16 protein-coding genes are annotated in these 20,611 nt (G+C 61.2%); 14 read left to right on the forward strand and 2 right to left on the reverse strand.

What is annotated here, in order from left to right; translation table 11 throughout:
* The 6 genes from waaC to AU074_RS15875 are packed head-to-tail and all read left to right on the forward strand — an operon-like array spanning position 1 to position 5,923.
* Entirely contained in the window at positions 1–1,059 is a 1,059-nt protein-coding gene (gene waaC / locus AU074_RS15850) for a lipopolysaccharide heptosyltransferase I (protein WP_017478297.1), read from the forward strand.
* Positions 1,059–2,183 (forward strand): glycosyltransferase family 4 protein, encoded by a 1,125-nt coding sequence (locus AU074_RS15855; protein ID WP_076015501.1) that lies wholly within the window; start codon positions 1,059–1,061, stop codon positions 2,181–2,183. The genes waaC and AU074_RS15855 overlap by 1 nt, the downstream gene beginning before the upstream one ends.
* Entirely contained in the window at positions 2,180–2,986 is an 807-nt protein-coding gene (gene rfaP, locus AU074_RS15860; protein WP_076015502.1) for a lipopolysaccharide core heptose(I) kinase RfaP, read from the forward strand. Before AU074_RS15855 ends, rfaP begins: the two co-directional genes overlap by 4 nt.
* The gene (locus AU074_RS15865) at positions 2,986–3,720 is read left to right on the forward strand and encodes a lipopolysaccharide kinase InaA family protein (RefSeq protein ID WP_076015503.1); all 735 of its coding nucleotides are present in this window, start codon (positions 2,986–2,988) and stop codon (positions 3,718–3,720) included. Before rfaP ends, AU074_RS15865 begins: the two co-directional genes overlap by 1 nt.
* On the forward strand, positions 3,717–4,469 hold the full coding sequence (locus tag AU074_RS15870; protein ID WP_076015504.1) for a lipopolysaccharide kinase InaA family protein: 753 nt from the start codon (positions 3,717–3,719) through the stop codon (positions 4,467–4,469). The genes AU074_RS15865 and AU074_RS15870 overlap by 4 nt, the downstream gene beginning before the upstream one ends.
* On the forward strand, positions 4,469–5,923 hold the full coding sequence (locus AU074_RS15875) for a lipopolysaccharide kinase InaA family protein (RefSeq protein ID WP_076015505.1): 1,455 nt from the start codon (positions 4,469–4,471) through the stop codon (positions 5,921–5,923). The genes AU074_RS15870 and AU074_RS15875 overlap by 1 nt, the downstream gene beginning before the upstream one ends.
* Before the next feature lie 267 nt (positions 5,924–6,190).
* On the opposite strand, the gene AU074_RS15885 is transcribed toward AU074_RS15875, so the two are convergent.
* Positions 6,191–8,281: a TonB-dependent receptor gene (locus tag AU074_RS15885; RefSeq protein WP_076015507.1), complete on the reverse strand. Its 2,091-nt coding sequence runs from the start codon at positions 8,279–8,281 to the stop codon at positions 6,191–6,193.
* Between the two features lie 120 nt (positions 8,282–8,401).
* Here AU074_RS15885 and AU074_RS15890 point away from each other — a divergent pair, with 120 nt between their 5' ends.
* From AU074_RS15890 to AU074_RS15915, 6 genes are all read left to right on the forward strand, one after another.
* Positions 8,402–8,773 carry a YceK/YidQ family lipoprotein gene (locus tag AU074_RS15890; RefSeq protein WP_076015508.1) on the forward strand — a complete coding sequence of 124 codons (372 nt, stop codon included), beginning with the start codon at positions 8,402–8,404 and terminating at the stop codon, positions 8,771–8,773.
* A 154-nt stretch (positions 8,774–8,927) separates the two neighbouring features.
* Positions 8,928–10,685, forward strand: coding sequence for a carbamoyltransferase (locus AU074_RS15895; RefSeq protein ID WP_076015509.1), 1,758 nt, complete (start codon positions 8,928–8,930; stop codon positions 10,683–10,685).
* Complete coding sequence (locus tag AU074_RS15900; protein ID WP_076015510.1) at positions 10,686–11,582, forward strand: GNAT family N-acetyltransferase; 897 nt, start codon at positions 10,686–10,688, stop codon at positions 11,580–11,582.
* Positions 11,579–12,985 (forward strand): PIG-L deacetylase family protein, encoded by a 1,407-nt coding sequence (locus AU074_RS15905; RefSeq protein ID WP_076015511.1) that lies wholly within the window; start codon positions 11,579–11,581, stop codon positions 12,983–12,985. Before AU074_RS15900 ends, AU074_RS15905 begins: the two co-directional genes overlap by 4 nt.
* An 86-nt stretch (positions 12,986–13,071) precedes the next feature.
* Positions 13,072–14,220 (forward strand): glycosyltransferase family 4 protein, encoded by a 1,149-nt coding sequence (locus tag AU074_RS15910; protein ID WP_076015512.1) that lies wholly within the window; start codon positions 13,072–13,074, stop codon positions 14,218–14,220.
* Complete coding sequence (locus AU074_RS15915; RefSeq protein ID WP_076015513.1) at positions 14,217–15,101, forward strand: glycosyltransferase; 885 nt, start codon at positions 14,217–14,219, stop codon at positions 15,099–15,101. Before AU074_RS15910 ends, AU074_RS15915 begins: the two co-directional genes overlap by 4 nt.
* Positions 15,102–15,167: 66 nt before the next feature.
* Here the strand turns inward: AU074_RS15915 and AU074_RS15920 are convergent, their stop codons facing one another.
* Positions 15,168–17,045, reverse strand: a complete 1,878-nt coding sequence (locus tag AU074_RS15920) for a bifunctional O-antigen ligase/aminoglycoside phosphotransferase family protein (RefSeq protein WP_076015514.1) — start codon at positions 17,043–17,045, stop codon at positions 15,168–15,170.
* Between the two features lie 159 nt (positions 17,046–17,204).
* Between AU074_RS15920 and msbA the strand changes: the two genes are divergently transcribed.
* Complete coding sequence (gene msbA, locus AU074_RS15925) at positions 17,205–19,010, forward strand: lipid A export permease/ATP-binding protein MsbA (protein WP_076015515.1); 1,806 nt, start codon at positions 17,205–17,207, stop codon at positions 19,008–19,010.
* 97 nt (positions 19,011–19,107) lie between these two features.
* Positions 19,108–20,529 (forward strand): bifunctional D-glycero-beta-D-manno-heptose-7-phosphate kinase/D-glycero-beta-D-manno-heptose 1-phosphate adenylyltransferase HldE, encoded by a 1,422-nt coding sequence (hldE, locus tag AU074_RS15930; protein WP_076015516.1) that lies wholly within the window; start codon positions 19,108–19,110, stop codon positions 20,527–20,529.
* Positions 20,530–20,611: the final 82 nt, after the last annotated feature.

The following is a 20,611-nucleotide window of genomic DNA, read 5'->3' on the forward strand; positions in this document are numbered from 1 at the left end:
TTGCGGGTTCTGGTAATCAAGACCTCATCCCTGGGCGACGTGATTCATGCCTTGCCGGCATTGACCGACGCGGCGCGGGCGATCCCGGGCATCCGTTTTGACTGGGTGGTGGAAGAAGGCTTCGCCGAGATTCCCACCTGGCACCCGGCGGTGGACAAGGTGATTCCGGTGGCGATCCGCCGTTGGCGCAAGAACCTCTGGCAGACCTTCAAGAGTGGCGAATGGCGGCGCTTCAAAAAGAGCGTGCAGTCGACCAAATACGACTTGGTGATCGATGCCCAGGGCCTGCTGAAAAGTGCCTGGCTGACCCGCTACGTGCGCGCCCCGGTGGCCGGTTTCGACAAGCAGTCGGCTCGCGAACCGTTGGCGGCGCACTTCTATTCCCGCCGCCTGGCCGTGGCCCGTGGGCAGCATGCGGTGGAGCGTTTGCGCCAGCTATTTGCCGTCGCGCTGGGCTATGACCTTCCCAAGGGCTTGGGCGATTACGGCCTCAGCGTCGACAAGCTGCTGGGCCTGCCGCCGAAAAAGCCGTTTGTACTGCTGCTGCACGGCACCACTTGGGACACCAAGCACTGGCCGGAAGCCTACTGGCGCGACCTGGCCGAACGCATGGACCGCTTCGGCGTGGACGTGAAATTGCCGTGGGGCAATGCCGCCGAAAAGGCCCGGGCCGAACGCTTGGCCAGCGGCCTGAAAAACGCCGAAGTGTTGCCCAAGCTGAACCTGGCGGGCGTGGCCCGAGTGCTGGCGAGTGCCAAGGCGTGTGTCGCGGTCGACACCGGTCTTGGCCACTTGGCGGCCGCGCTGGATGTGCCAACGATTTCCCTGTTCGGCCCCACCAATCCTGGCCTGACCGGCGCCTACGGCAAGGCGCAGGTCCACCTGGCCAGCGACTTCCCGTGTGCGCCGTGCCTGCAAAAGAAATGCACCTATCAACCGACCGCTGAAGACCAGCGCCGGTTTGATCTCAAGCGCGAGTGGCCACTGTGCTTCACTCGCCTGAACCCTGAGCGTGTCGCAACGCGATTAAGCACGTTGTTATTGGCTGAGGAACACTGATGCAGCTGGCTTTTGTCCTCTACAAGTATTTCCCCTTTGGTGGCCTGCAGCGCGACTTCATGCGTATTGCCCTGGAGTGCCAGCAGCGCGGCCACAAGATCCGCGTCTACACGCTGATCTGGGAAGGTGACGTGCCGCCGGGCTTTGAAGTGCTGGTGGCGCCGGTCAAGGCGCTGGTCAACCATCGGCGCAATGAGAAACTCTACGCCTGGATCCAGGCCGACCTGGCCAAGCGCCCGGTTGATCGGGTGGTGGGCTTCAACAAAATGCCGGGGCTGGACCTGTACTTCGCCGCCGACGGTGTGTTCGAAGACAAGGCACAAACCCTGCGCAACCCGATGTACCGCTGGTTCGGCCGATACAAGCACTTTGCCGAATACGAACGCGCGGTGTTCGACAAGCACGCCAAGACGCAGATCATGGTGCTGTCCGAGCATCAGCAGCAGCTGTTCACCCAGTATTACGGCACCCAGGCCGAGCGCTTTCATTTGTTGCCGCCGGGTATCGCCCGCGACCGCCGCGCGCCGCCCAACGCTGCCGAGATTCGCGCCGAATTTCGTCGTGAATTCGGTCTGGCCGAAGACGATTTGCTGCTGGTGCAGATCGGCTCGGGCTTCAAGACCAAGGGCGTCGACCGCAGCCTCAAGGCCGTGGCCGCGCTACCGTCGAACTTGAAGAAACGCACCCGGCTATTTGTAATCGGCCAGGACGACCCCAAAGTATTCCAATTACAGAGTGTTGCGCTGGGCTTGGGCGACCAGGTGCAGTTCTTCAAGGGGCGCAGCGATATCCCGCGTTTTCTGCTGGGCGCGGACTTGTTGATTCACCCCGCGTATAACGAGGCGGCCGGCATGGTGCTGATCGAAGCGGTGGTCGCCGGCCTCCCGGTACTGGTGAGCAAGGTCTGCGGTTACGCGTTTTACATCGACAAGGCCCAGAATGGCCGGGTGTTGGACGAGCCGTTCGAGCAGGCCCAACTCAACCAGTACCTGGTCGACATGCTCGACGACCCACAAGCGCGCGCGGCCTGGAGCCGCAATGGTCTGGCCTTCGCTGAGACGGCCGACCTCTATAGCATGCCGCAGTACGCTGCGGACCTGATTCTGGCGGAGCCAAACCGATGAAGTTGATTCTTGCCGAACCGTTCAAGACCCTGTGGGCCGGACGCGATGCGTTCGCCGAAGTCGAGAAGCTGGACGGCCAGGTGTACCGTGAACTGGATGCCCGGCGTACCTTGCGTACGGAAGTGGACGGCCACGGCTTTTTCGTGAAAATCCACCGGGGGATCGGCTGGGCCGAAATTCTCAAGAACCTGATCACCGCCAAGTTGCCGGTGTTGGGCGCGGGCCAGGAATGGCTGGCGATCCAGCGTTTGCAGGAAGTGGGCGTGCCGACCATGACTGCCGTCGCTTACGGCGAAAAGGGCAGCAACCCGGCGGACCAGCACTCGTTCATCGTCACCGAAGAGCTGGCGCCGACCGTCAGCCTCGAAGACCTGAGCATGGACTGGGTCAAGCAGCCGCCGGTGCCTGTGATCAAGCATGCGCTGATCGCCGAAGTGGCGCGCATGACCGGCATGATGCACCGCGCCGGGGTCAACCACCGCGACTGCTACATCTGCCATTTCCTGCTGCATACCGACAAGCCGCTGGTGGCTGATGACTTCAAGTTGTCGGTGATCGACCTGCATCGCGCCCAGGTGCGTTCGAAGATTCCATTGCGCTGGCGCAACAAGGACCTGGCCGCGCTGTACTTCTCGGCGCTGGACATTGGCCTGACCCGCCGCGACAAGCTGCGCTTCCTCAAGGGTTACTTTCAGCAGCCATTGCGCCAGATTCTCGCTGAAGAAGCCGCGTTGCTCGGCTGGCTGGAACGCAAGGCGGCCAAGCTCTACGACCGCAAGCAACGCTACGGGGATGCGCTCTGATGGCGGGTTGGAACCTGGAGCCCGCTTACGCCGCCCTGGCGGATGACTTTGGTAGCCTGGAAGCAGTGTTCGCCCTGCAAGGCGAGCGGCTGACCCGTGATCCACTATCCGAAGTGATTCGCGTGGAGCGCGGCGGGGTCAACTATTACGTCAAGCGCTACGTCGGTGCGGGCAAGGGGTTGCGCCGCTATCTGGGCAAGCCACGGGTCAAGTCTGAATGGCAGAACCTCAAGCGCTTCGCCAAGTGGGGCATTCCCACTGCCGACGTGATCGCCTGGGGCCTGGAGCGTAAAGGCCTGGCTTATCACCGTGGGGCGATGATCACGCGCGAGCTGCCAAAGACCGAAGATTTGTCGGCATTGGCCGAGCGCAAAGACCCGCAACTGTCTGACCCGGTGTGGGTCAACAAGATCAGTCGCCAGCTCGCTGAATACACGCGGACCATGCACGACAACCGGTTTACCCACAACGATTTGAAGTGGCGCAACTTGTTGGTGGATGACCAGCAAACCCTGTACCTGATCGATTGCCCCAACGGCGATTTCTGGCGCGGGTTCTGGCTCAAATACCGTATCACCAAGGACCTGGCCTGCCTGGACAAGGTCGCCAAGTATCACTTGTCGGCCACCCAACGCCTGCGTTTCTACATGCAGTACCGTCAGCGCAAACACCTGAGCGTGGCGGACAAACAGCGAATTCGCCACGTGGTGAAGTTTTTCGAGGGGCGAGAATGAGTGATTTCCTGGCGGCCGAAGATCGAGCATTGCTTGAGCGCAACGGCCTCGGCACTTTCGACGCGCTGTGGGCCAAGCAACTGGATGCGGTGGACGAGCCCAATACCAGTCGCGGCGGCTGGAGCAGCGTGTTTCGCCTCGAGCTCGAAGGCCAAGGCTACTACCTCAAGCGCCAGAGCAACTACCTGACGCGCACCTTGCACCGCCCGTTTGGCGAGCCGAGTTTTGCCCGTGAGTTTCGTAATATCAGCCGCTATCGGCAGTTGGGAATTCCGGCATTGCAGGCGGCGTTTTTCGGTGAGCGCAAAGTCGCGGGCGAGCACCGGGCGATGTTGCTGACTCGGGCGCTGGATGGTTGGAATGACCTGGATTCACTGCTGGAGCAATGGGCTGCATTGAGCGACTCGCAGCAGCGAGCGATCCTGCTGGCCTGCGGTCAGTTGGCGCGCCGTCTGCACAGCGTGGGTCAGGTGCACGGCTGTTTTTACCCCAAGCATATTTTCCTGCAGGCCGCCGGCGACGGTTATGCGGCGCAGTTGATCGACCTTGAGAAAACCCGCCCGCTGTTGTTCGGCTGGCGTGACCGGGTCAAGGACCTGGAGCCGCTGTTGCGCCGTGCGCCGCAGTGGTCGGACGATCAGGTGCGTCAGCTGTTGGCGGCGTATCTGGACCAGCCGCAGGACAGCGCATTGGTTGCCACGTGGCACCAGCGCCTGGTGGCCCGTCGTAGTCACAAGGAGAAACGTTGATGCGTTTGTCCGAACTGAAAAATGCCGGCCGCACGCCAAGCCTGCCCTTGAGCATCGAGCTGGCGGACGCTGCAGGGCCTGGGCAGTTGCAACTGCTAAGCCTGCTGCGGGTATTGCCGGGCCAGCGCTATGTCGGCGCAGCCGTGTGGCGCGGGCGCCCGGTGCTGGCCAAGCTGCTGGTGGGCAACAAGGCGGCGCGGCATTTTCAGCGTGAGCTCAAGGGTGTGCGGCTGCTGGCCAAGCAAGGCCTGACCACGCCGCTGTTGCTGGCTGATGGTCTGCAAGAAGGTGAGGGCGGCTGGCTGCTGTTCGAGTTTCTGGAAGGCGCCGACAGCCTGGCCGATGCGTGGCAGGCTGTTGAAAGCTTGCCGCCACTGGCTGACGAGCAGCAAGCGGTGCTCGCCGAAGCGCTGGGTGCGATTGCGCAGATGCACGCCAAAGGCCTGTGGCAGGAAGACCTGCACCTGGACAACCTGCTGCGCCAGGACGGCAAACTGTATTTGATCGATGGTGCCGGGATCTGTGTCGAAGAGGCGGGCAAGCCGCTGTCGCGCAACCGGGTGCTGGAAAACCTCGGGGTGTTTTTTGCGCAACTGCCGAAGAATCTCGAGCCGTTTACCGAAGAATTGCTGGTGCACTATTTGCTCAGCAACGGCGAACACGGCTTGCCGCTGGAGGCGCTGCAAAAGCAGGTGCGCAAAGTCAGCGTCTGGCGTTTGAAAGACTTCCTGGGCAAGGTCGGTCGTGAGTGCACGTTGTTCAGCGTGACTCGCGGGCCGTTTGCCTTGCGCGCGATTCGGCGTGAGGAAGAAGCGGCCATGCTGCCAGTGCTGGAGCAGGCCGACGCGCTGCTCGACCGGGGTCACCTGTATAAGACCGGTGGTGCAGCCAGTGTTGCCAAGGTCGAGGTGGCCGGTCGGCCACTCGTGATCAAACGCTACAACATCAAGGGATTTGCCCATTGGCTCAAGCGTTTCTGGCGGCCAAGCCGGGCCTGGCATTCGTGGCGTGAAGGCAATCGCCTGGCGTTCCTCGGCATTGCCACGCCCAAGCCGCTGGCGTTGCTGGAAAAGCGTTTCCTGTGGCTGCGCAGCCGGGCGTACCTGGTGACCGAGTACCTGCCGGGGCCGGACATCATCGAGCGGTTTGCGCCCTATGTTGAAAGTGGTGAGGCGCCCGAGGCCGAGTTGCAGGCCCTGGATTACTTGTTCGCCGAGCTGATTCGCGAGCGCATCAGCCACGGGGATTTCAAGGGGCACAACCTGTTCTGGCACACGGATCGCTGGGCGCTGATCGACCTGGATTCGATGTGTCAGCACACGTCCTTGAGCAGCTTTGCTCCGGCATACGCCAAGGATCGCGCAAGGTTTATGCGTAACTGGCCAGAGAGCAGTGCCTTGTATCGGGTGATTGATCAGCGGTTACCAACGAATGTGGGTGGGGTAAATAGTTAGTCTTGTCGGGTAGTTGGGCTGAGGTAGTTTCTCAGCTCATTTCTTTTTCGAAGATCTACCTATGCGCTTGAATGCCCCTATTGGTGTCACCCATAACGCTGTCGATCCGGCGCACAGTCGCCCGAAACGCGAGGCCAGGATTGAGCCGGAGCCTGTTATGGAACCTGCGCCGGCTGCCGACTCCGGTGTCGGCCGCACGGACCTGAACAGGCAGCAGCCGACCGTTCGCAAGGGGACGCGGCAGACCGGAAATCTACGTTTTTAAGGTTAAAAGCGGTACTCGGCGCCGGCCCCTGCATACCACGAGCGCCCCGGCGCCGCTTCGTAATACCGACCGTTCCCGTCCCCGACAATCACCGACCCTACGTACTGGCGATCCAGCAAGTTATCCAGGCGCAAGGTCTGGTGAAAGGTCCAGTGCTCGACCTTCTGCTCAAAGCGCGCACGCCAGTTGAACACGCTGTAGCCCGGTGCCGTGTGCTGCTGGTTGGTGTCTTCGACGTAGACCTTGCTGCGGTACATGCCTTCCAGGGCGGTGCTGACCCAGTCCCGGGGTTTCCAGTTCAGTTCGGCGAATAGTGTGGTTTGCGGAACGCCGGGGAGGTAGTTGCCTTTGTCCACGGGTTTGCCGCCGCCGATGAAGTCGCTGTCGTAGGTGGCTTGCAGGCGGGTGTAGGCGATGTTGGTGCTCCACTGCTCGCTGAGCTGGCTTTCGATACCCAGTTCGAAGCCGCGACGCAGGGTGCGGCCGGCGTTCTGGTAGCTGGTGCGGCCGCCGATCGATTGATCCACCACCAACTCATCCTCGGTGGTGATCTGGAAGACAGCGGCGTTGACCCGGGTATCGTTCAGCTGTGCCTTCAAGCCCACTTCATATTGCGTACTTTCGGACGGCTTCAGGCCGAAGTTAAACCCTTCGACACTGCCCGGCGCATACGCCAGTTCAGCCTGGGTCGGCGTCTCGAAACCCTTGCCGGCACTGACGTAGCCGTGCAGATCGGGCGTGAAGGCGTACATCACGCTGACGGACGGCGTGTTCTTCTGGTAGGTCTTGTTGCCGCTGGAGTCGCCGTTGCTCAGGAACTGGTCGTCGACGTCCAGTTCCATGGTGCTGTGGCGCACCCCGGCTTGCAGGGTCCAGCGGTCGATGGCCCAGTTGGCCTGGATGTAGGGATCGAGGCTGCGAGCGGTGTCGATTTCATCCCGGCGTAGCTGGCCTTTTACGCCAAGGGTGTTGCCGCTGTAGTTCTGGTAGCCGTGGCGGCTGTCTTCGCTCTGGTCGAAATCCAGGCCGGTGATGATCATCAGTTCGCCCGGCACGCTGTCGATTGGCTGCATCCAGCGCACGGAGCCGCCGTAGAACTTGCGGTCGAACTGCACCACGCCGCCGCCGCGTTCGTTGGCGGGCGTTCCCTTGGGAATCGACAAATATTGAATCACACTCCGCCGCCCGGTGTAGGCATTCACCTGCAGCGTTGCATCACCAAAGTACCGCTCGTAATTCATCCCCAGTTGCTGGTGGTCGATGCTTTTGCGGGTGTTGTACAGCTCTGCGGCGCTGCTGACGGAGCGCGGGTCAGCCTTGTACGCCTCCCACGCCTGCCCCAACGGATCCTGCGTGCCGTTCTGCTCCAGGCTGCTGTAGATCAGCGCCAGTTTGCTGTCTTCATCAGGCTCGAAATTCAGCTTGGCAAAGGTCTGGTCGCGGCGGGCGCTGCTGTGGTCGCGATAGCCGTTGGTGTCCATGCGTGAGGCGTCCAGCACAAAACCTGCGCCGTCTGCCGCGCCTTCGGCAGTCAGGTGGTTTTTGCTCAGGCCGTCACTGCCCACCAGCGTCTCGGCGCCGATGCGCGGCGGGCCTTCACCGTTGCGGGAAAACATCTGGATCACACCGCCCGCATTGCTGCCATACAGCGTAGCGGCCGGGCCGCGCAGGACCTCGATGCGCTCGGCGGTGTCGAGGTTGAACGTGGCCGCCTGGCCCTGGCCGTCCGGGGTGCTGGCGGGGATGCCGTCGGCGATCAGCTTGATGCCGCGCACACCAAATGCCGAACGGGCACCGAAGCCGCGGGAGGAAATCTGCAAGTCCTGGGCGTAGTTCTGGCGGTTTTGAACCACCAGGCCGGGTACGCGAGACAGCGCTTCGGAAGCATTGATACCCAACTGGCCATCGCTGATTTGCTCACGGCTGATGCTGTCTACCGAATAAGGCAGGTCAAACGACGGGCCGGCGCTGCGCGAGCCGGTGACCACGCTTGGGTCGAGGATCAGCGGCGCCTCGTCGGCTTGGGCGCTGTTACACAGCCCCAAAAGACCAGGGAGCAACAGCGCAAAACGAGTAGGAGCAACAGCTTTCATGAGCAAACCAACATCCATAGAGCACGCAAAAGCGCGCGAGTTTAACGATTCAGCTGCTCTTTGCCGAATACTCTTCTTGCCGATTGCCGGTGCCTACGTCTTACACAACTCTGGGTTAAGATGCCCGACTTGCGCCAAAGGGAATTGCTCGTGAATCCTACAAAGAATCTTCTGCTCGCCGCCATTTTCCTTTCGACCACTGCCTGCGGCACGATCAATACCGTCTTTCGCCCGGACGCCGTTGCCAGCCAGAACCTCAAGGAATCGCGCAGTTATTGTGAAAACGTGCCGCGTATCTACAGTGGGGTGATCTACGGTTTTTGCACATTGAACGGCGCCCCCGACACCACCAAAGAGCACACCCGCGATGCCTCCGGCTCCTTGCCGATCTTCGCCGCCGAGCTTGTGGGCTCCGGCTTGCTCGACACCCTCGTGCTGCCCTACACGGTCTACCGCCAGAACAAGGACGGCAGCATCGAGATTTTCCGCTAGGCCTGCAGTGACAACCGGTCGCCACAATCCCTAGATCATCCCGCGCCGTGTTTACGCTATAATCCCGCCCTTTAGCTGTTTCTCGCCCAGGCGGGGAGCACACTTTTTTCAGGCGTGACGCGCCTGCATGCAGACTAAAAGAGGCTAGACCCCTGTGGCATTGACGATTCTTGGCCTGTCCGGCGCCCTTAGCCATGATCCTTCCGCAGCCTTGTATATCGACGGCAAGCTGATTGCGGCCGCCGAAGAAGAGCGCTTCGTACGCGACAAACATGCAAAGAACCGCATGCCCTACGAGTCGGCGAAGTTCTGCCTGGAACAAGCCGGTATCAAGCCTTCCGACGTTGACGTTGTTGCGATTCCGTTCGCACCGATCAGCCTGTTCGGCGAGGCCCGCTGGCATTATGCCAAGCGTTACTGGTACGCCCCGGACCGCGCCCTCGACGCGATCCTGATGGGCAACCGTCGCTACAAGCGCTATCGCAACAAGATCGTCTGGTGCCTGGAGCAACTGGGTTTCGATCCGAAGAAAATCAAGATCGAACCGGTTGAACACCACCTGGCCCACGCTTCCAGCGCCTATCACTGCTCGGGCTTCCAGGAGAAGACCGCGATCCTCGGGATCGACGGCAAGGGTGAGTACGCCACCACCTTCTTCGGCTACGGCGAAAACGGCAAGATCCACAAGATCAAGGAATTCTACGATCCGGACTCCCTCGGCGGCCTGTATGGCGCGATCACCGAGTTCCTCGGTTTCGAGATGCTCGACGGTGAGTTCAAGGTTATGGGCATGGCGCCGTATGGCGATGCCAGCAAGTACGATTTCTCGCGCCTGGCCTCCTTTGAAAACGGCGAGCTGGTGATCAACACCGACTACGCCAACGTCATCGGCCTGCGTCGCTACAAAGAGAAAGGCAAGGGGTTCTACTTCTCGCCAAAACTGATCGAGTGGCTGGGTCCGAAGCGCGAAGGCGATATCGCCGACGAGCCGTACATCCACTACGCGGCCAGCATGCAGGCACTGTTCGAGAAGCTGGCGTTGCAGATGATCGACCATTACCTGGGCGACATCCTCAAAGACACCGGCAAGCTGGCCTTCGCCGGCGGCTGTGCGCTGAACGTCAAGCTGAACCAGAAGATCATCGCCCGTGACGACGTCAAGGAGCTGTTCGTGCAGCCCGCGTCCGGCGATGCCGGTACTGCGGTCGGTGCAGCCGCCTACGTGTCCCACGCCCGTGGCGTACCGGTTGAGAAGATGGAACACGTCTATCTCGGCCCGTCCTACAGCAACGAAGACGTGATCGCTGCGTGCGCCAAACACCCGAGCAAGCCGGTATGGCGCCAGATCGAAAACACCCCGAAACGCATCGCCAAGATCATGGTCGACGGCAACCCGGTGGCCTGGTTCCAGGGCCGCATGGAGTTTGGCCCACGTGCTTTGGGCGGTCGTTCGATCATCGGTTGCCCAAGCGCCACCGGCGTGGCTGACCGGATCAACCACCAGATCAAGTTCCGCGAGCGCTGGAGGCCTTTCTGCCCGTCGATGCTCGACACCGTCGCGCCGCAGATGATCAAGGTCGATCACCCTGCGCCGTTCATGACCTTCACCTTTGAAGTGTCGGAAGAGTGGAAAACCCGCGTGCCGGAAGTGGTCCATGAAGACGGTACCTCCCGTGCCCAGGTGCTCAAGCGCGAATACAACCCGCGCTACTACGACATGATGAAAGAGCTGGAAGTGCTGACCGGCAACGGCGTGTCGCTGAACACCTCGCTCAACCGTCGTGGTGAAGCGATGATCTGCTCGCCGACTGACGCGCTTAACATGTTCTTCGGTTCCGACCTGCAGTACTTGATCATGGAAGACATCCTGGTGGTCAAGGACGGCGTGGACCCTTATGACGCTGTGGTCTAAATGCTGAACCGCTTCCAGGGCTGGCGTGAACGTGGCTGGACGCCTGTCGAGGCCGAAGTTTACGCCCAGGCCTGGCAGCGTTTTGGCGGCAGCGTGGCGACTCATCCGCAGATCGTCGAGCGGCTGGCGCACCTGGCGCAGATTCCGGTGCGTTACCTGGGCTGGGAGCAGGACGGCGAGCTGAAGGGTGCAATTGCTACCTGGGGGCGCGACCTGGCCCTGTCCAAGGACGTGCTCAAGCGCAAAGGCAAAAAAGGCCTGTTTGATCTGGGTAACGCCGAGATCATCCTGCCGATTGCCGCCGATGCGCAGTTGCCGCTGCGCCATCGCGCGCGTTATCTCTCTGCACTGAATGAGGGGCGCGTAAGCACCCTCAAGCCCCAGGCCGAGCAGTTGGCCATGGCGCGCACACCGGAAGAGCTGTCGAAGAAGTTTCGCTACAACCAGCGCCGCGAATTGCGTTTGCTGGAAGAGGCGGGTGGCGTGGTGCGGGCGGTCAGCGAGTTTTCCAGCAGCGAACTGGCCGCGATTTATTGCGACCTGTTCCAGCGGCGCTGGGGTTTCCCGGCCGCAGGCGCCGAGCGTCTGGCAGAAGTGCTGGAGCTGCTCAAGGAGTTCCTGTTCGGCTCGGTGCTGTTTCTCAATGACGCTGCGATTGCCGTGCAACTGGTGTATCAGGTGCAGGCGCCGGAATGGGTCAGCGCCGAGTACGTCAACGGCGGTGTCGACCCGGAAACCAAGGCATTCAGTCCTGGCAGCGTGTTGAGCTTCCTGAATACCCAAAGTGCGTGGGAGCAAGCGCGGGCGAGTGACAAGCCGCTGCGTTTCTCCTTCGGGCGATCCGATCGTGAATACAAGGAACGTTGGTGTAATCCGGTGCCGGTGTTCAGCGTATGAGTCGCAAACAGCAACTGCTCAAGCAGCATCGGCGCAACAAGCGTATTGCGTTGTTGGTGGGCCTGTTGCTGTTGGTGGCCGTGGGTGTGCTGGTGGCCTGGTGGTTGCCGCTGCTGCTGGCGGTGGTGCTGTGGGCTGCGCATGAAGCCTGGTTTGCCGACCACCTGTTCTACTCGCCTAAAGACGACTATGAGTACGCGTTTCCTGAAGGGAGCGAGTGCGCGGGTCTGCGTCTTGAAGCAGGGCGCCTGCTGTTGGACATGCCCTTGGTGGGCGATGAAACCCTGATCGTAGGGGTTGAACTCAAAAGCTCTTGGCTGGGGCGTTTTCTCGACCCGGCGGTGGAAGTGTCGGGCCTGGATGCACCAGACCGGCAAGTCTTCGAGCGGGGTGTCGCAGGCCGGCGCTATCTCAACCTGACAGGCATGGGCGAAGCGCTGTCCGGAGGTAAGCTGCGCTTGCGCGGGCGTTTCTGCCGGATCAAGGGGCAGCCGACGCTGTGGTTGTTCCGCCAGCCGGATTACCATCGCCAGCGTGTGATGGTGATCGCGCCCCATGCCGACGATGCCGAGCTGGCAGCTTTCAGCCTTTACAGCCAGGCCGATGAGAGCTGGATCGTCACGCTCACGGCGGGCGAAATCGAAGCCGATCACTATCAACAAATGGGCATGCCCAAGGCCGATGCCGCACGGCTCAAAGGCCGCCTGCGTGCCTGGGACAGCGTTACCGTGCCTCGCTGGGCGGGCGTACCCGAGGCGCAGTGCGTGCAGTTGGGCTACTTCTGCATGCAACTGCCGGCGATGCAGGCCGCGCCGGATCAGCCCCAGGCTTCCCGGGAAGCTCAGTTGGACGATACGCGGCTGTTTCGCCAGTTCAATGCCCTGGCCTTGCCCGGGGATGTGGACGGTGCCCCGACCTGGAACAACCTGATTGCCGACCTGCGGGCGTTGCTGCTCAAGGCGCGCCCGCAGGTGATCGTGTTGCCAACACCGCTGCTGGATCCGCACCCGGATCACATCTGCGCCCACGCTGCGATTCTCGAAGCGCTGCAAGACCTGGAATGGCAACCGGACACGTTGCTCGGCTACGCCAACCACCTGCATGATAATGATCGTTGGCCCATGGGCGACTCGGGCGCTGGCGTGGCCTTGCCGCCACGCTTTGATGCCACGCGTGAACTGGTGCCTTGCAGCTTGCCGCTGACGCTGAACCAGCAGCAAGACAAGGCCATGGCGCTGGGCATGATGCACGACTTGCAGCCGCGGGCGCCGTTCAAGCGCCGCGTGCGCAGGTGGTTGCAGCAATTACTGGCGGGCCGTAGTCCATCGCCTTACGGAGAGAATGAATTCTTCCGCAAGGCGGTGCGCCGCCATGAATTGCTCTGGGTTTTAAAGCAGGACTGAGACCTTATTGAAGGCAGGCTTGCAGGGCCTGCCGCCCCTTTTTCGCCGGGCTGCGTGCCCGCAGCCAGATTGCAGCATGGAGAGTTATGAAACCTCGTTTCAAGGTTTTGCAGTTACAGCCGGACTACAACGTCAAGACCCACGACTTCGCCGACCTCGGCGAGCAGATCGTCAAGGCTTTGCCGGCTGAACGTTTCGAGGTCACATCCGGGTTTCTCAGCGGCCGTCCGCTGCCCGGCCAGCCCCTGAGCGTGGCTGAACACTCCCATTACTTCGAGCTGCCGGAAAAGTCCCTCAAGGGCATCCGGTTCGGCGCCATGTGGCAGATCTACAAATACTGCCGTGAGCAGAAATTCGACGTGGTCATCTGTAACCGCTTCAAGTCGGTGAACATGATGCTGTCCCTCAACCGTTGGTTGAAGATTCCCCTGTGCATCGGCATCTCCCACGGTTTTGGCGAGTACGCCCGTGGCTATCGCCGGCGGCAGACACAGAAGTGGGTCAGCCCGGCGTGGCGATTTGTCGGGGTGTCGGCCGCGGTCAGGGATTACCTGGTGGACCTCAACTGTGGGTTCACCCGCGAAAACACCACCTTTGTCACCAACGCCATCGACATCCCCCAGGCCGAAGCCTTGCAGTTGCCGCGCGATGAAGCGCGCAAGGCCCTGGGCCTGCCGCTGGAGGCGCGGATGATTGGTGCCTTGGGCCGCCTGGTACCGATCAAGGGCCACACCCATTTGCTGCAAGCCTTCGCCACCCTCAAGGACAAATACCCTGAGGCTCAGGTGGGGATCATCGGCTCTGGTCGCGCCGAAGCGGACCTGCGTGCTGACATCGAGCGCTTGGGCCTGACCGGCCGTGCACACCTGCTGGGCTTTCGTGAAGATGGCATGAAGTACGTGCGCGGTTTCGACATCTGGACCATGCCCTCGCTGTTCGAGGGCCTGGGCCTGGCGCTGCTGGAAGGCATGAGCGGGCATCTGCCGGTGATCGCCTCCAATGGCCCGGCGATGTTGCCGTTGGTGGAAGGTGCGGGCGGCCTGTCCCATGACCCGGGCAACGTCGAGCAACTGGCGGCGGCGCTGGACACTTACCTGGCGTTGAGCGACGAGCAGTTGCGTGCCAAGGGCGAGCAAGTGTTCCGCTACCTGGAAGAAAACCACACCCTGGACGAGTTCCGGCACAAGTATTTGAACCTGATCGAAACCGGTCTGCGCGAAGTAGGTAAAGCATGAGTCTGCAGCAACCTTTGGTCACCGTGATCATCGCGTCGTACAACCACGGGCCGTACATCGAGCAGAGCATCCTCAGTGTGCTTGGCCAGACCTACGCCAACATCGAATTACTGGTGGTGGACGACGGTTCCAAGGATGACAGCGTAGAGCGCATCCAGCGCTTGCAGGCCGAGCACGGGTTTGACTTCCAGGTTCAGCAGAACCAAGGCCTGACCAACACCCTGAATGGCGCCATCGCCCGGGCCAAAGGCAGCCTGATCGTGCCGTTCGGTTCCGATGACATCATGCTGCCCGAGCGCATTGCGACCCAGGTTGCCTACATGGAAGGCAAGCCGAAGGTGGGCATCTGTGCCGGCAATATCGAGTTGATCGATGGTGACGGCAAGCCGTACCCGGAGAAGAAGCAGCGCCGCGATTTGCCGTTTCGCAGCCTGGATTTCGATGACCTGTTCCTGGACCGCAAACCCTTTCCGCCGGCACCGACCCTGATGATCCGCCGGCAGGCGTTGGAAGAGGTCGGGGGCTTCGATCCACTGATTCCGCTGGAAGACTTGCTGATCGAATTGAAGATTGCCCACGCCGGCTACACCATCGACGTGTTGAGCGTGGTGATGGCGCGCTATCGCCAGCACGCGACCAATACGTACAAGAATCATCGCTACATGATCCAGAACATCCTCAAGACCTACGGGTTGTTCAGCGATCACCCGGCCTATGATCAGGTTCGCTACAACTTCCTGAACTCGATGTTCCTCAAGACAGCCGACCGCGACCGCCCGCTGGCGCGGGAGATCCTCAAGCAGATTCCCTTGAAGTTCTGGGGTCGCAAGACCTTGCGTGGGTTGGTGCGGCTGTATCTGGCACCGCAGCGCAGTTCATAGGGCTCTGGCCTGGCCATTGCGTATAGCGCAATGGCCAGGGGCTTGGAACCTCAGCGGTTCAAACCATCACTTGGCCGGGTTCGCGACCTGTGCGACCGGACGATTGAGCTTCAGCACCTGTTCACGGATCTTCGCCGTGGCGCTTGGCGAGGCAACCGAGGCATAGCCTTTGGCCAATTGCTCGAAATGCGTTTCGAACAACCAATTGCGATCCTGAGGATAACGCTGCATGTGCCGCAGGTTGCGCTGGCGCAGGGCGTTACGCAGAGCCGACGGGTAGATGCGCATGTCGGCCACGTCAATCAGGCCGAACTCGCCGTCATCCATCAACAGCACGTTGCCCAAATGCAGGGAGCGGAAGTACACCCCGCGCTCGTGAAGCTGGGCCATGAACCCGCCGAAACGCTCAATCAGCGACTCTCGCAGGCTGCTGTCCAGGCTTTGCAGGGCCTGGCGCAGAGTCAGCCCGGGCAGCGGCTGATAACGTACGGCGCTGCTGGCGTCCTGCAGTTGGTAGAGATTGAGGATGGCCGGTGATGGAATCCCCAATGCGCGCAACTGCTCGCTGTTGCTGGCAAAGCGCTCCGAATAGGGATTGAAGCTGCCTGACGTGTACCAGCGACGAGGGCGGAACAGCTTGAGGAAGCTGCCATCCTCCAGGCGCAGGACCTTGGGCCCCAGGCCGTCGGCTTCAATCACGTGGGCGTGGGCGCACAACTGTTCGAAGTCTTGAGGTTTCAGGCGTTGTACCGGCATGCGCAGCAGGCTGCGGCGACGCTGGGCGATGCTCAGGCCGGCGATCAGTGCCAGCGGGATCCACAGCAGGAACCAGTGCTCTTTTGGCCGCGAGAGAATGCCGCCGCCTTCGGTGAGGCCGGCACCGATGCCGTAGGCCAGCAGGGAAGAGGCCAGGATGAACAACGGCTGTGCACGTTCCTTGAGGCTTTTGTACAGGCCCCAACCGAGCATGAAGGCCCATGGGATGAAGCCGATGATGCCGACGTAATACAGCACACCCAGAGCAAAGCTGTGGGGCTCGCGCAGCTGATAGCCGTCGGCAAGCGTCAGGTACAGCTCTGAATCGTAGCTGTGGCCGATCCAGGGGTGTTCGGCGATACGCTCAAGCGACATGCCCCAGAGTTCGAAGCGGAAGGAGCTGCCACGATTGGTGATCAGTTCGGGATAGAATAGCAATAACGCCACCGCGCTCAGCACCATGCCGGCAATCAGCAGGGCCGAGCGCCGATTGCGAGTGGTAAAACTCATCCAGAGTACGGCGAGGACCAGTGCAACCAGCGGCGTTCTCGAGCCGGTGGCCAGCACTGCAGCGGCCATGATTGCGAGTGCCGGAACGCTGAACCAGAGTACGTGCGGACGCTTGGTGGTCATGCATACGTACAGCCAGTAGACACAGAAGAATCCGAATACGTGAGAGCTCAGTAGCGCATTATCAAGAGCCCCACGCCCGCCGATCATTCGCGCGCCCTCCGAGAAGTGGGGAGCAAAAGCCACCAGGCTGCAGGCGCTGGAGACCAGCGCAATCAGCGCAGCGCAGAAGAAGATCGGCTTGAACAGTTCGTTGCGGTAATGCAGCAACAGTCCGAAACCGGCAAACAGCGTGAAGGTATTCGGTGGCCGCTTGAACAGGTCGGAGTCTGTCGTGGGCTCAGGGCTCCAGAACAGGCTGATGAGCGCCCAGCCCGAGAAGACCAGGAAGGCAATCGCCAGGGGTTCGCGCAATACCTGCTTGAGTTCCGTCGGGCGCAGGCACAGCAGTAACAGTGTCGGCGCGGCGAACAGCAGGTAGTAAAACCTGTGCAGCACATTTCGATTGGTAACGAAGAACAGCGCACTCAGGAGCAGCAACAAGCCGATGGGCAGAATCCACAGACAGAGGAAGTCGAAAACGCGGTTTGAGCCATAGGTGAGACGCTTGGATTGCATACAGAAAAGCCGTTCCAAAATAAAGAAAGCCGACCATACTAAAGTAGTGGCTATATAATGTCGCCCGTTGGGTCCAACGGGGCCGCGGTTGTGCCGCGTGCAAGTACAACAGAGAAGCTGTGCTAAAGTCAGCCTCCTTTTTCAAAACCGCCGCGTGATATGACCGACTCCAGTCCGAGCGCAAGCCCTTCGAGCTTGAAAATATACTTCCGCCTGCTCAGCTACGTTAAGCCTTATGCCGGCTTGTTCGCGCTGAGTATCGTCGGCTTTCTGATTTTCGCATCGACCCAGCCAATGCTGGGGTACATCCTCAAGTACTTCGTCGACGGCCTGTCCAACCCTGAAGCGGTGTTGTTCCCCACGGTACCTGTCCTGCGGGACCTGCAACTGCTGCAGGCCGTGCCGCTGCTGATCATCCTGATCGCCGCCTGGCAGGGCCTCGGTTCGTTCCTGGGCAACTACTTGCTGGCCAAGGTGTCCCTGGGACTGGTGCATGACCTGCGGGTGCAACTGTTCAACAACCTGCTGACCTTGCCGAACCGCTATTTCGACAATCACAACTCCGGGCACCTGATTTCCCGCATCACCTTCAACGTGACCATGGTCACCGGTGCGGCGACCGATGCCATCAAAGTGGTGATTCGCGAAGGCATGACGGTGATCTTCCTGTTCGCCTCGTTGCTTTATATGAACTGGCGCCTGACCCTGGTGATGATTGCCATCCTGCCGTTGATTGCCGTGATGGTCAGCACCGCGAGCAAGAAATTCCGCAAGCAGAGCAAGAAGATCCAGGTGGCGATGGGTGACGTCACCCACGTCGCCTCGGAAACCATCCAGGGCTACCGCGTGGTGCGCAGCTTCGGCGGTGAGGTGTATGAGCAGAAGCGCTTCCTCAAGGCCAGCCTGAGCAACACCAACAAGCAACTGCGCATGACCCGTACCGGCGCGATCTACACGCCGGCGCTGCAACTGGTGATCTACAGCGCCATGGCGGTGCTGATGTTCCTGGTTCTGTACCTTCGCGGTGATGCTTCTGCAGGTGACATGGTGGCCTACATCACCTTGGCCGGCCTGTTGCCCAAGCCGATTCGCCAGCTCTCTGAAGTCAGCTCGACCATCCAGAAAGGCGTGGCCGGTGCCGAAAGCATTTTCGAGCAACTGGACGAAGACGTGGAAATCGATCGCGGCACCATCGAGCGCGACAAGGTCAGCGGTCGCCTGGAAGTGCGCAACCTGAACTTCACCTACCCGGGCACCGAGCGGCATGTCCTCAAGGACATTACCTTTACCGCAGAGCCCGGGCAGATGGTTGCCCTGGTAGGCCGTTCGGGCAGCGGCAAGTCGACCCTGGCCAGCCTGATCCCGCGTTTCTACCACCACGAGAGCGGCGAGATTCTGCTCGATGGCGTGGAAATCGAAGACTATCGCCTGCTCAACCTGCGTCGACACATTGCCCAGGTGACCCAGCACGTGACGCTGTTCAGCGACACCGTGACCAACAACATCGCCTACGGTGACCTGGCCGGCGCGCCGCGGGCCGATGTCGAGGCGGCGGCGGCTGATGCCTATGCCAAGGACTTCATCGACCAGTTGCCTAAGGGCTTCGATACCCAGGTCGGCGAAAACGGCGTGCTGCTCTCCGGTGGCCAACGCCAGCGCCTGGCAATTGCCCGGGCCTTGCTCAAAAACGCTCCGCTGCTGATCCTCGACGAGGCGACCTCGGCGCTGGATACCGAGTCGGAGCGCCATATCCAGGCAGCCCTGGACAAGGTCATGCAAGGCCGTACGACGTTGGTCATCGCCCACCGCCTGTCGACCATCGAGAAGGCCGACCTGATCCTGGTCATGGACGATGGCCGAATCGTCGAGCGCGGTACCCACGGCGAACTGCTGGCTCAAAACGGTTATTACGCCCGCCTGCACGCCATGGGCCTGGACGCGCCGATCCCGGCCGACATCACCTGATTTGTAGGAGCCGGCTTGCCGGCTCCTACATTGCACAAGCCTTTGACAACCCTGTGGTAATATCGCGCCCCTGTTCATTTTGTATGTGGGTTGCTCCATGAAGTTGTCCATGCCGCGATTCGATCAAGCCCCTGTCTTGGTGGTCGGCGATGTCATGCTCGACCGTTACTGGCATGGCGGTACCTCACGGATTTCCCCTGAGGCACCGGTACCGGTAGTCAAGGTCGAGCAAATCGAAGACCGTCCAGGTGGCGCTGCCAACGTTGCCCTCAATATTGCCGCTCTCGGCGCCCCGGCCTCCCTGGTGGGTGTGACCGGCGACGACGAAGCCGCCGACAGCCTGGCCAACAGCCTGCGTGGCGCTGGCGTGCGTGCATTGTTCCAGCGCATCCCGCATCAGCCGACCATCGTCAAGCTGCGGGTCATGAGCCGTCACCAGCAATTGCTGCGTATAGATTTTGAAGAACCCTTCGCCACCGACGCCCTGGCCCTCAGTGCCCAGGTCGACGAGTTGCTCGAAGGCATCAAGGTGCTGGTGCTGTCCGACTACGGCAAAGGCGCCTTGAAAAACCACCAGATGCTGATCCAGGCCGCCAAGGCCCGGGGCATTCCGGTGCTGGCGGATCCCAAGGGCAAGGACTTCTCGATTTATCGGGGCGCCAGCCTGATCACGCCGAACCTCAGCGAATTTGAAACCATCGTCGGCGGTTGCGTCGATGAGCACGAGCTCGTGACCAAGGGCGCCAAGCTCATGGCCGACCTCGACTTGGGCGCCTTGCTGGTAACCCGTGGCGAACACGGCATGACCTTGCTGCGCCCTGATCAGCCGGCGATGCACCTGCCGGCGCGAGCCCGTGAAGTGTTCGACGTGACCGGTGCCGGCGACACGGTAATTTCCACCCTGGCCGCGGCAATCGCAGCAGGCGAGGAGCTGCCCCACGCGGTGGCCCTGGCCAACCTGGCGGCGGGTATCGTGGTCGGCAAGCTCGGTACGGCGGCCATCAGTGCTCCTGAACTGCGTCGTGCTATCCAGCGTGAGGAAGGTTCGGAACGTGGTGTGTTGAGCCTTGAGCAACTGCTGTTGGCGATCGACGATGCCCGTGCCCACAACGAGAGCATCGTCTTCACCAATGGTTGCTTCGACATTCTCCACGCCGGTCACGTGACCTACCTGGAGCAGGCGCGGGCCCAGGGCGATCGCTTGATCGTGGCGGTCAACGACGATGCATCGGTCAGCCGCCTGAAAGGGCCGGGGCGTCCGATCAACAGTGTCGACCGTCGCATGGCGGTACTGGCGGGGTTGGGGGCGGTGGACTGGGTGATCAGCTTTGCCGAGGCGACCCCGGAAAACCTGCTGGCTCAGGTCAAGCCGGATGTACTGGTCAAGGGCGGTGATTATTCGGTCGACCAGGTGGTCGGTGCCGATATCGTCAGTGCTTACGGTGGCAAGGTCAAAGTGTTGGGGCTGGTGGAAAACAGCTCGACTACGGCGATCGTCGAGAAGATCCGCAATAACTGATGGTGGGAGCGGGCTTGTGTGGGAGCGGGCTTGCTCGCGAAAGCGGTGGATCAGTTGGCAGATGCAGTGACTGACACACTGC

It is taken from the genome of Pseudomonas sp. ATCC PTA-122608 (assembly GCF_001952855.1).
Classification (GTDB): Bacteria; Pseudomonadota; Gammaproteobacteria; order Pseudomonadales; family Pseudomonadaceae; genus Aquipseudomonas.

Coding starts and splice junctions, on each gene's coding strand:
- AU074_RS15855 (WP_076015501.1), top strand. CDS start 1,059: ATGCAGCTGGCTTTTGTCCTCTACAAGTATTTCCCCTTTGGTGGCCTG.
- rfaP (WP_076015502.1), top strand. CDS start 2,180: ATGAAGTTGATTCTTGCCGAACCGTTCAAGACCCTGTGGGCCGGACGC.
- AU074_RS15865 (WP_076015503.1), top strand. CDS start 2,986: ATGGCGGGTTGGAACCTGGAGCCCGCTTACGCCGCCCTGGCGGATGAC.
- AU074_RS15870 (WP_076015504.1), top strand. CDS start 3,717: ATGAGTGATTTCCTGGCGGCCGAAGATCGAGCATTGCTTGAGCGCAAC.
- AU074_RS15875 (WP_076015505.1), top strand. CDS start 4,469: ATGCGTTTGTCCGAACTGAAAAATGCCGGCCGCACGCCAAGCCTGCCC.
- AU074_RS15885 (WP_076015507.1), bottom strand. CDS start 8,281: ATGAAAGCTGTTGCTCCTACTCGTTTTGCGCTGTTGCTCCCTGGTCTT.
- AU074_RS15890 (WP_076015508.1), top strand. CDS start 8,402: ATGCCCGACTTGCGCCAAAGGGAATTGCTCGTGAATCCTACAAAGAAT.
- AU074_RS15900 (WP_076015510.1), top strand. CDS start 10,686: ATGCTGAACCGCTTCCAGGGCTGGCGTGAACGTGGCTGGACGCCTGTC.
- AU074_RS15905 (WP_076015511.1), top strand. CDS start 11,579: ATGAGTCGCAAACAGCAACTGCTCAAGCAGCATCGGCGCAACAAGCGT.
- AU074_RS15910 (WP_076015512.1), top strand. CDS start 13,072: ATGAAACCTCGTTTCAAGGTTTTGCAGTTACAGCCGGACTACAACGTC.
- AU074_RS15915 (WP_076015513.1), top strand. CDS start 14,217: ATGAGTCTGCAGCAACCTTTGGTCACCGTGATCATCGCGTCGTACAAC.
- AU074_RS15920 (WP_076015514.1), bottom strand. CDS start 17,045: ATGCAATCCAAGCGTCTCACCTATGGCTCAAACCGCGTTTTCGACTTC.
- msbA (WP_076015515.1), top strand. CDS start 17,205: ATGACCGACTCCAGTCCGAGCGCAAGCCCTTCGAGCTTGAAAATATAC.
- hldE (WP_076015516.1), top strand. CDS start 19,108: ATGAAGTTGTCCATGCCGCGATTCGATCAAGCCCCTGTCTTGGTGGTC.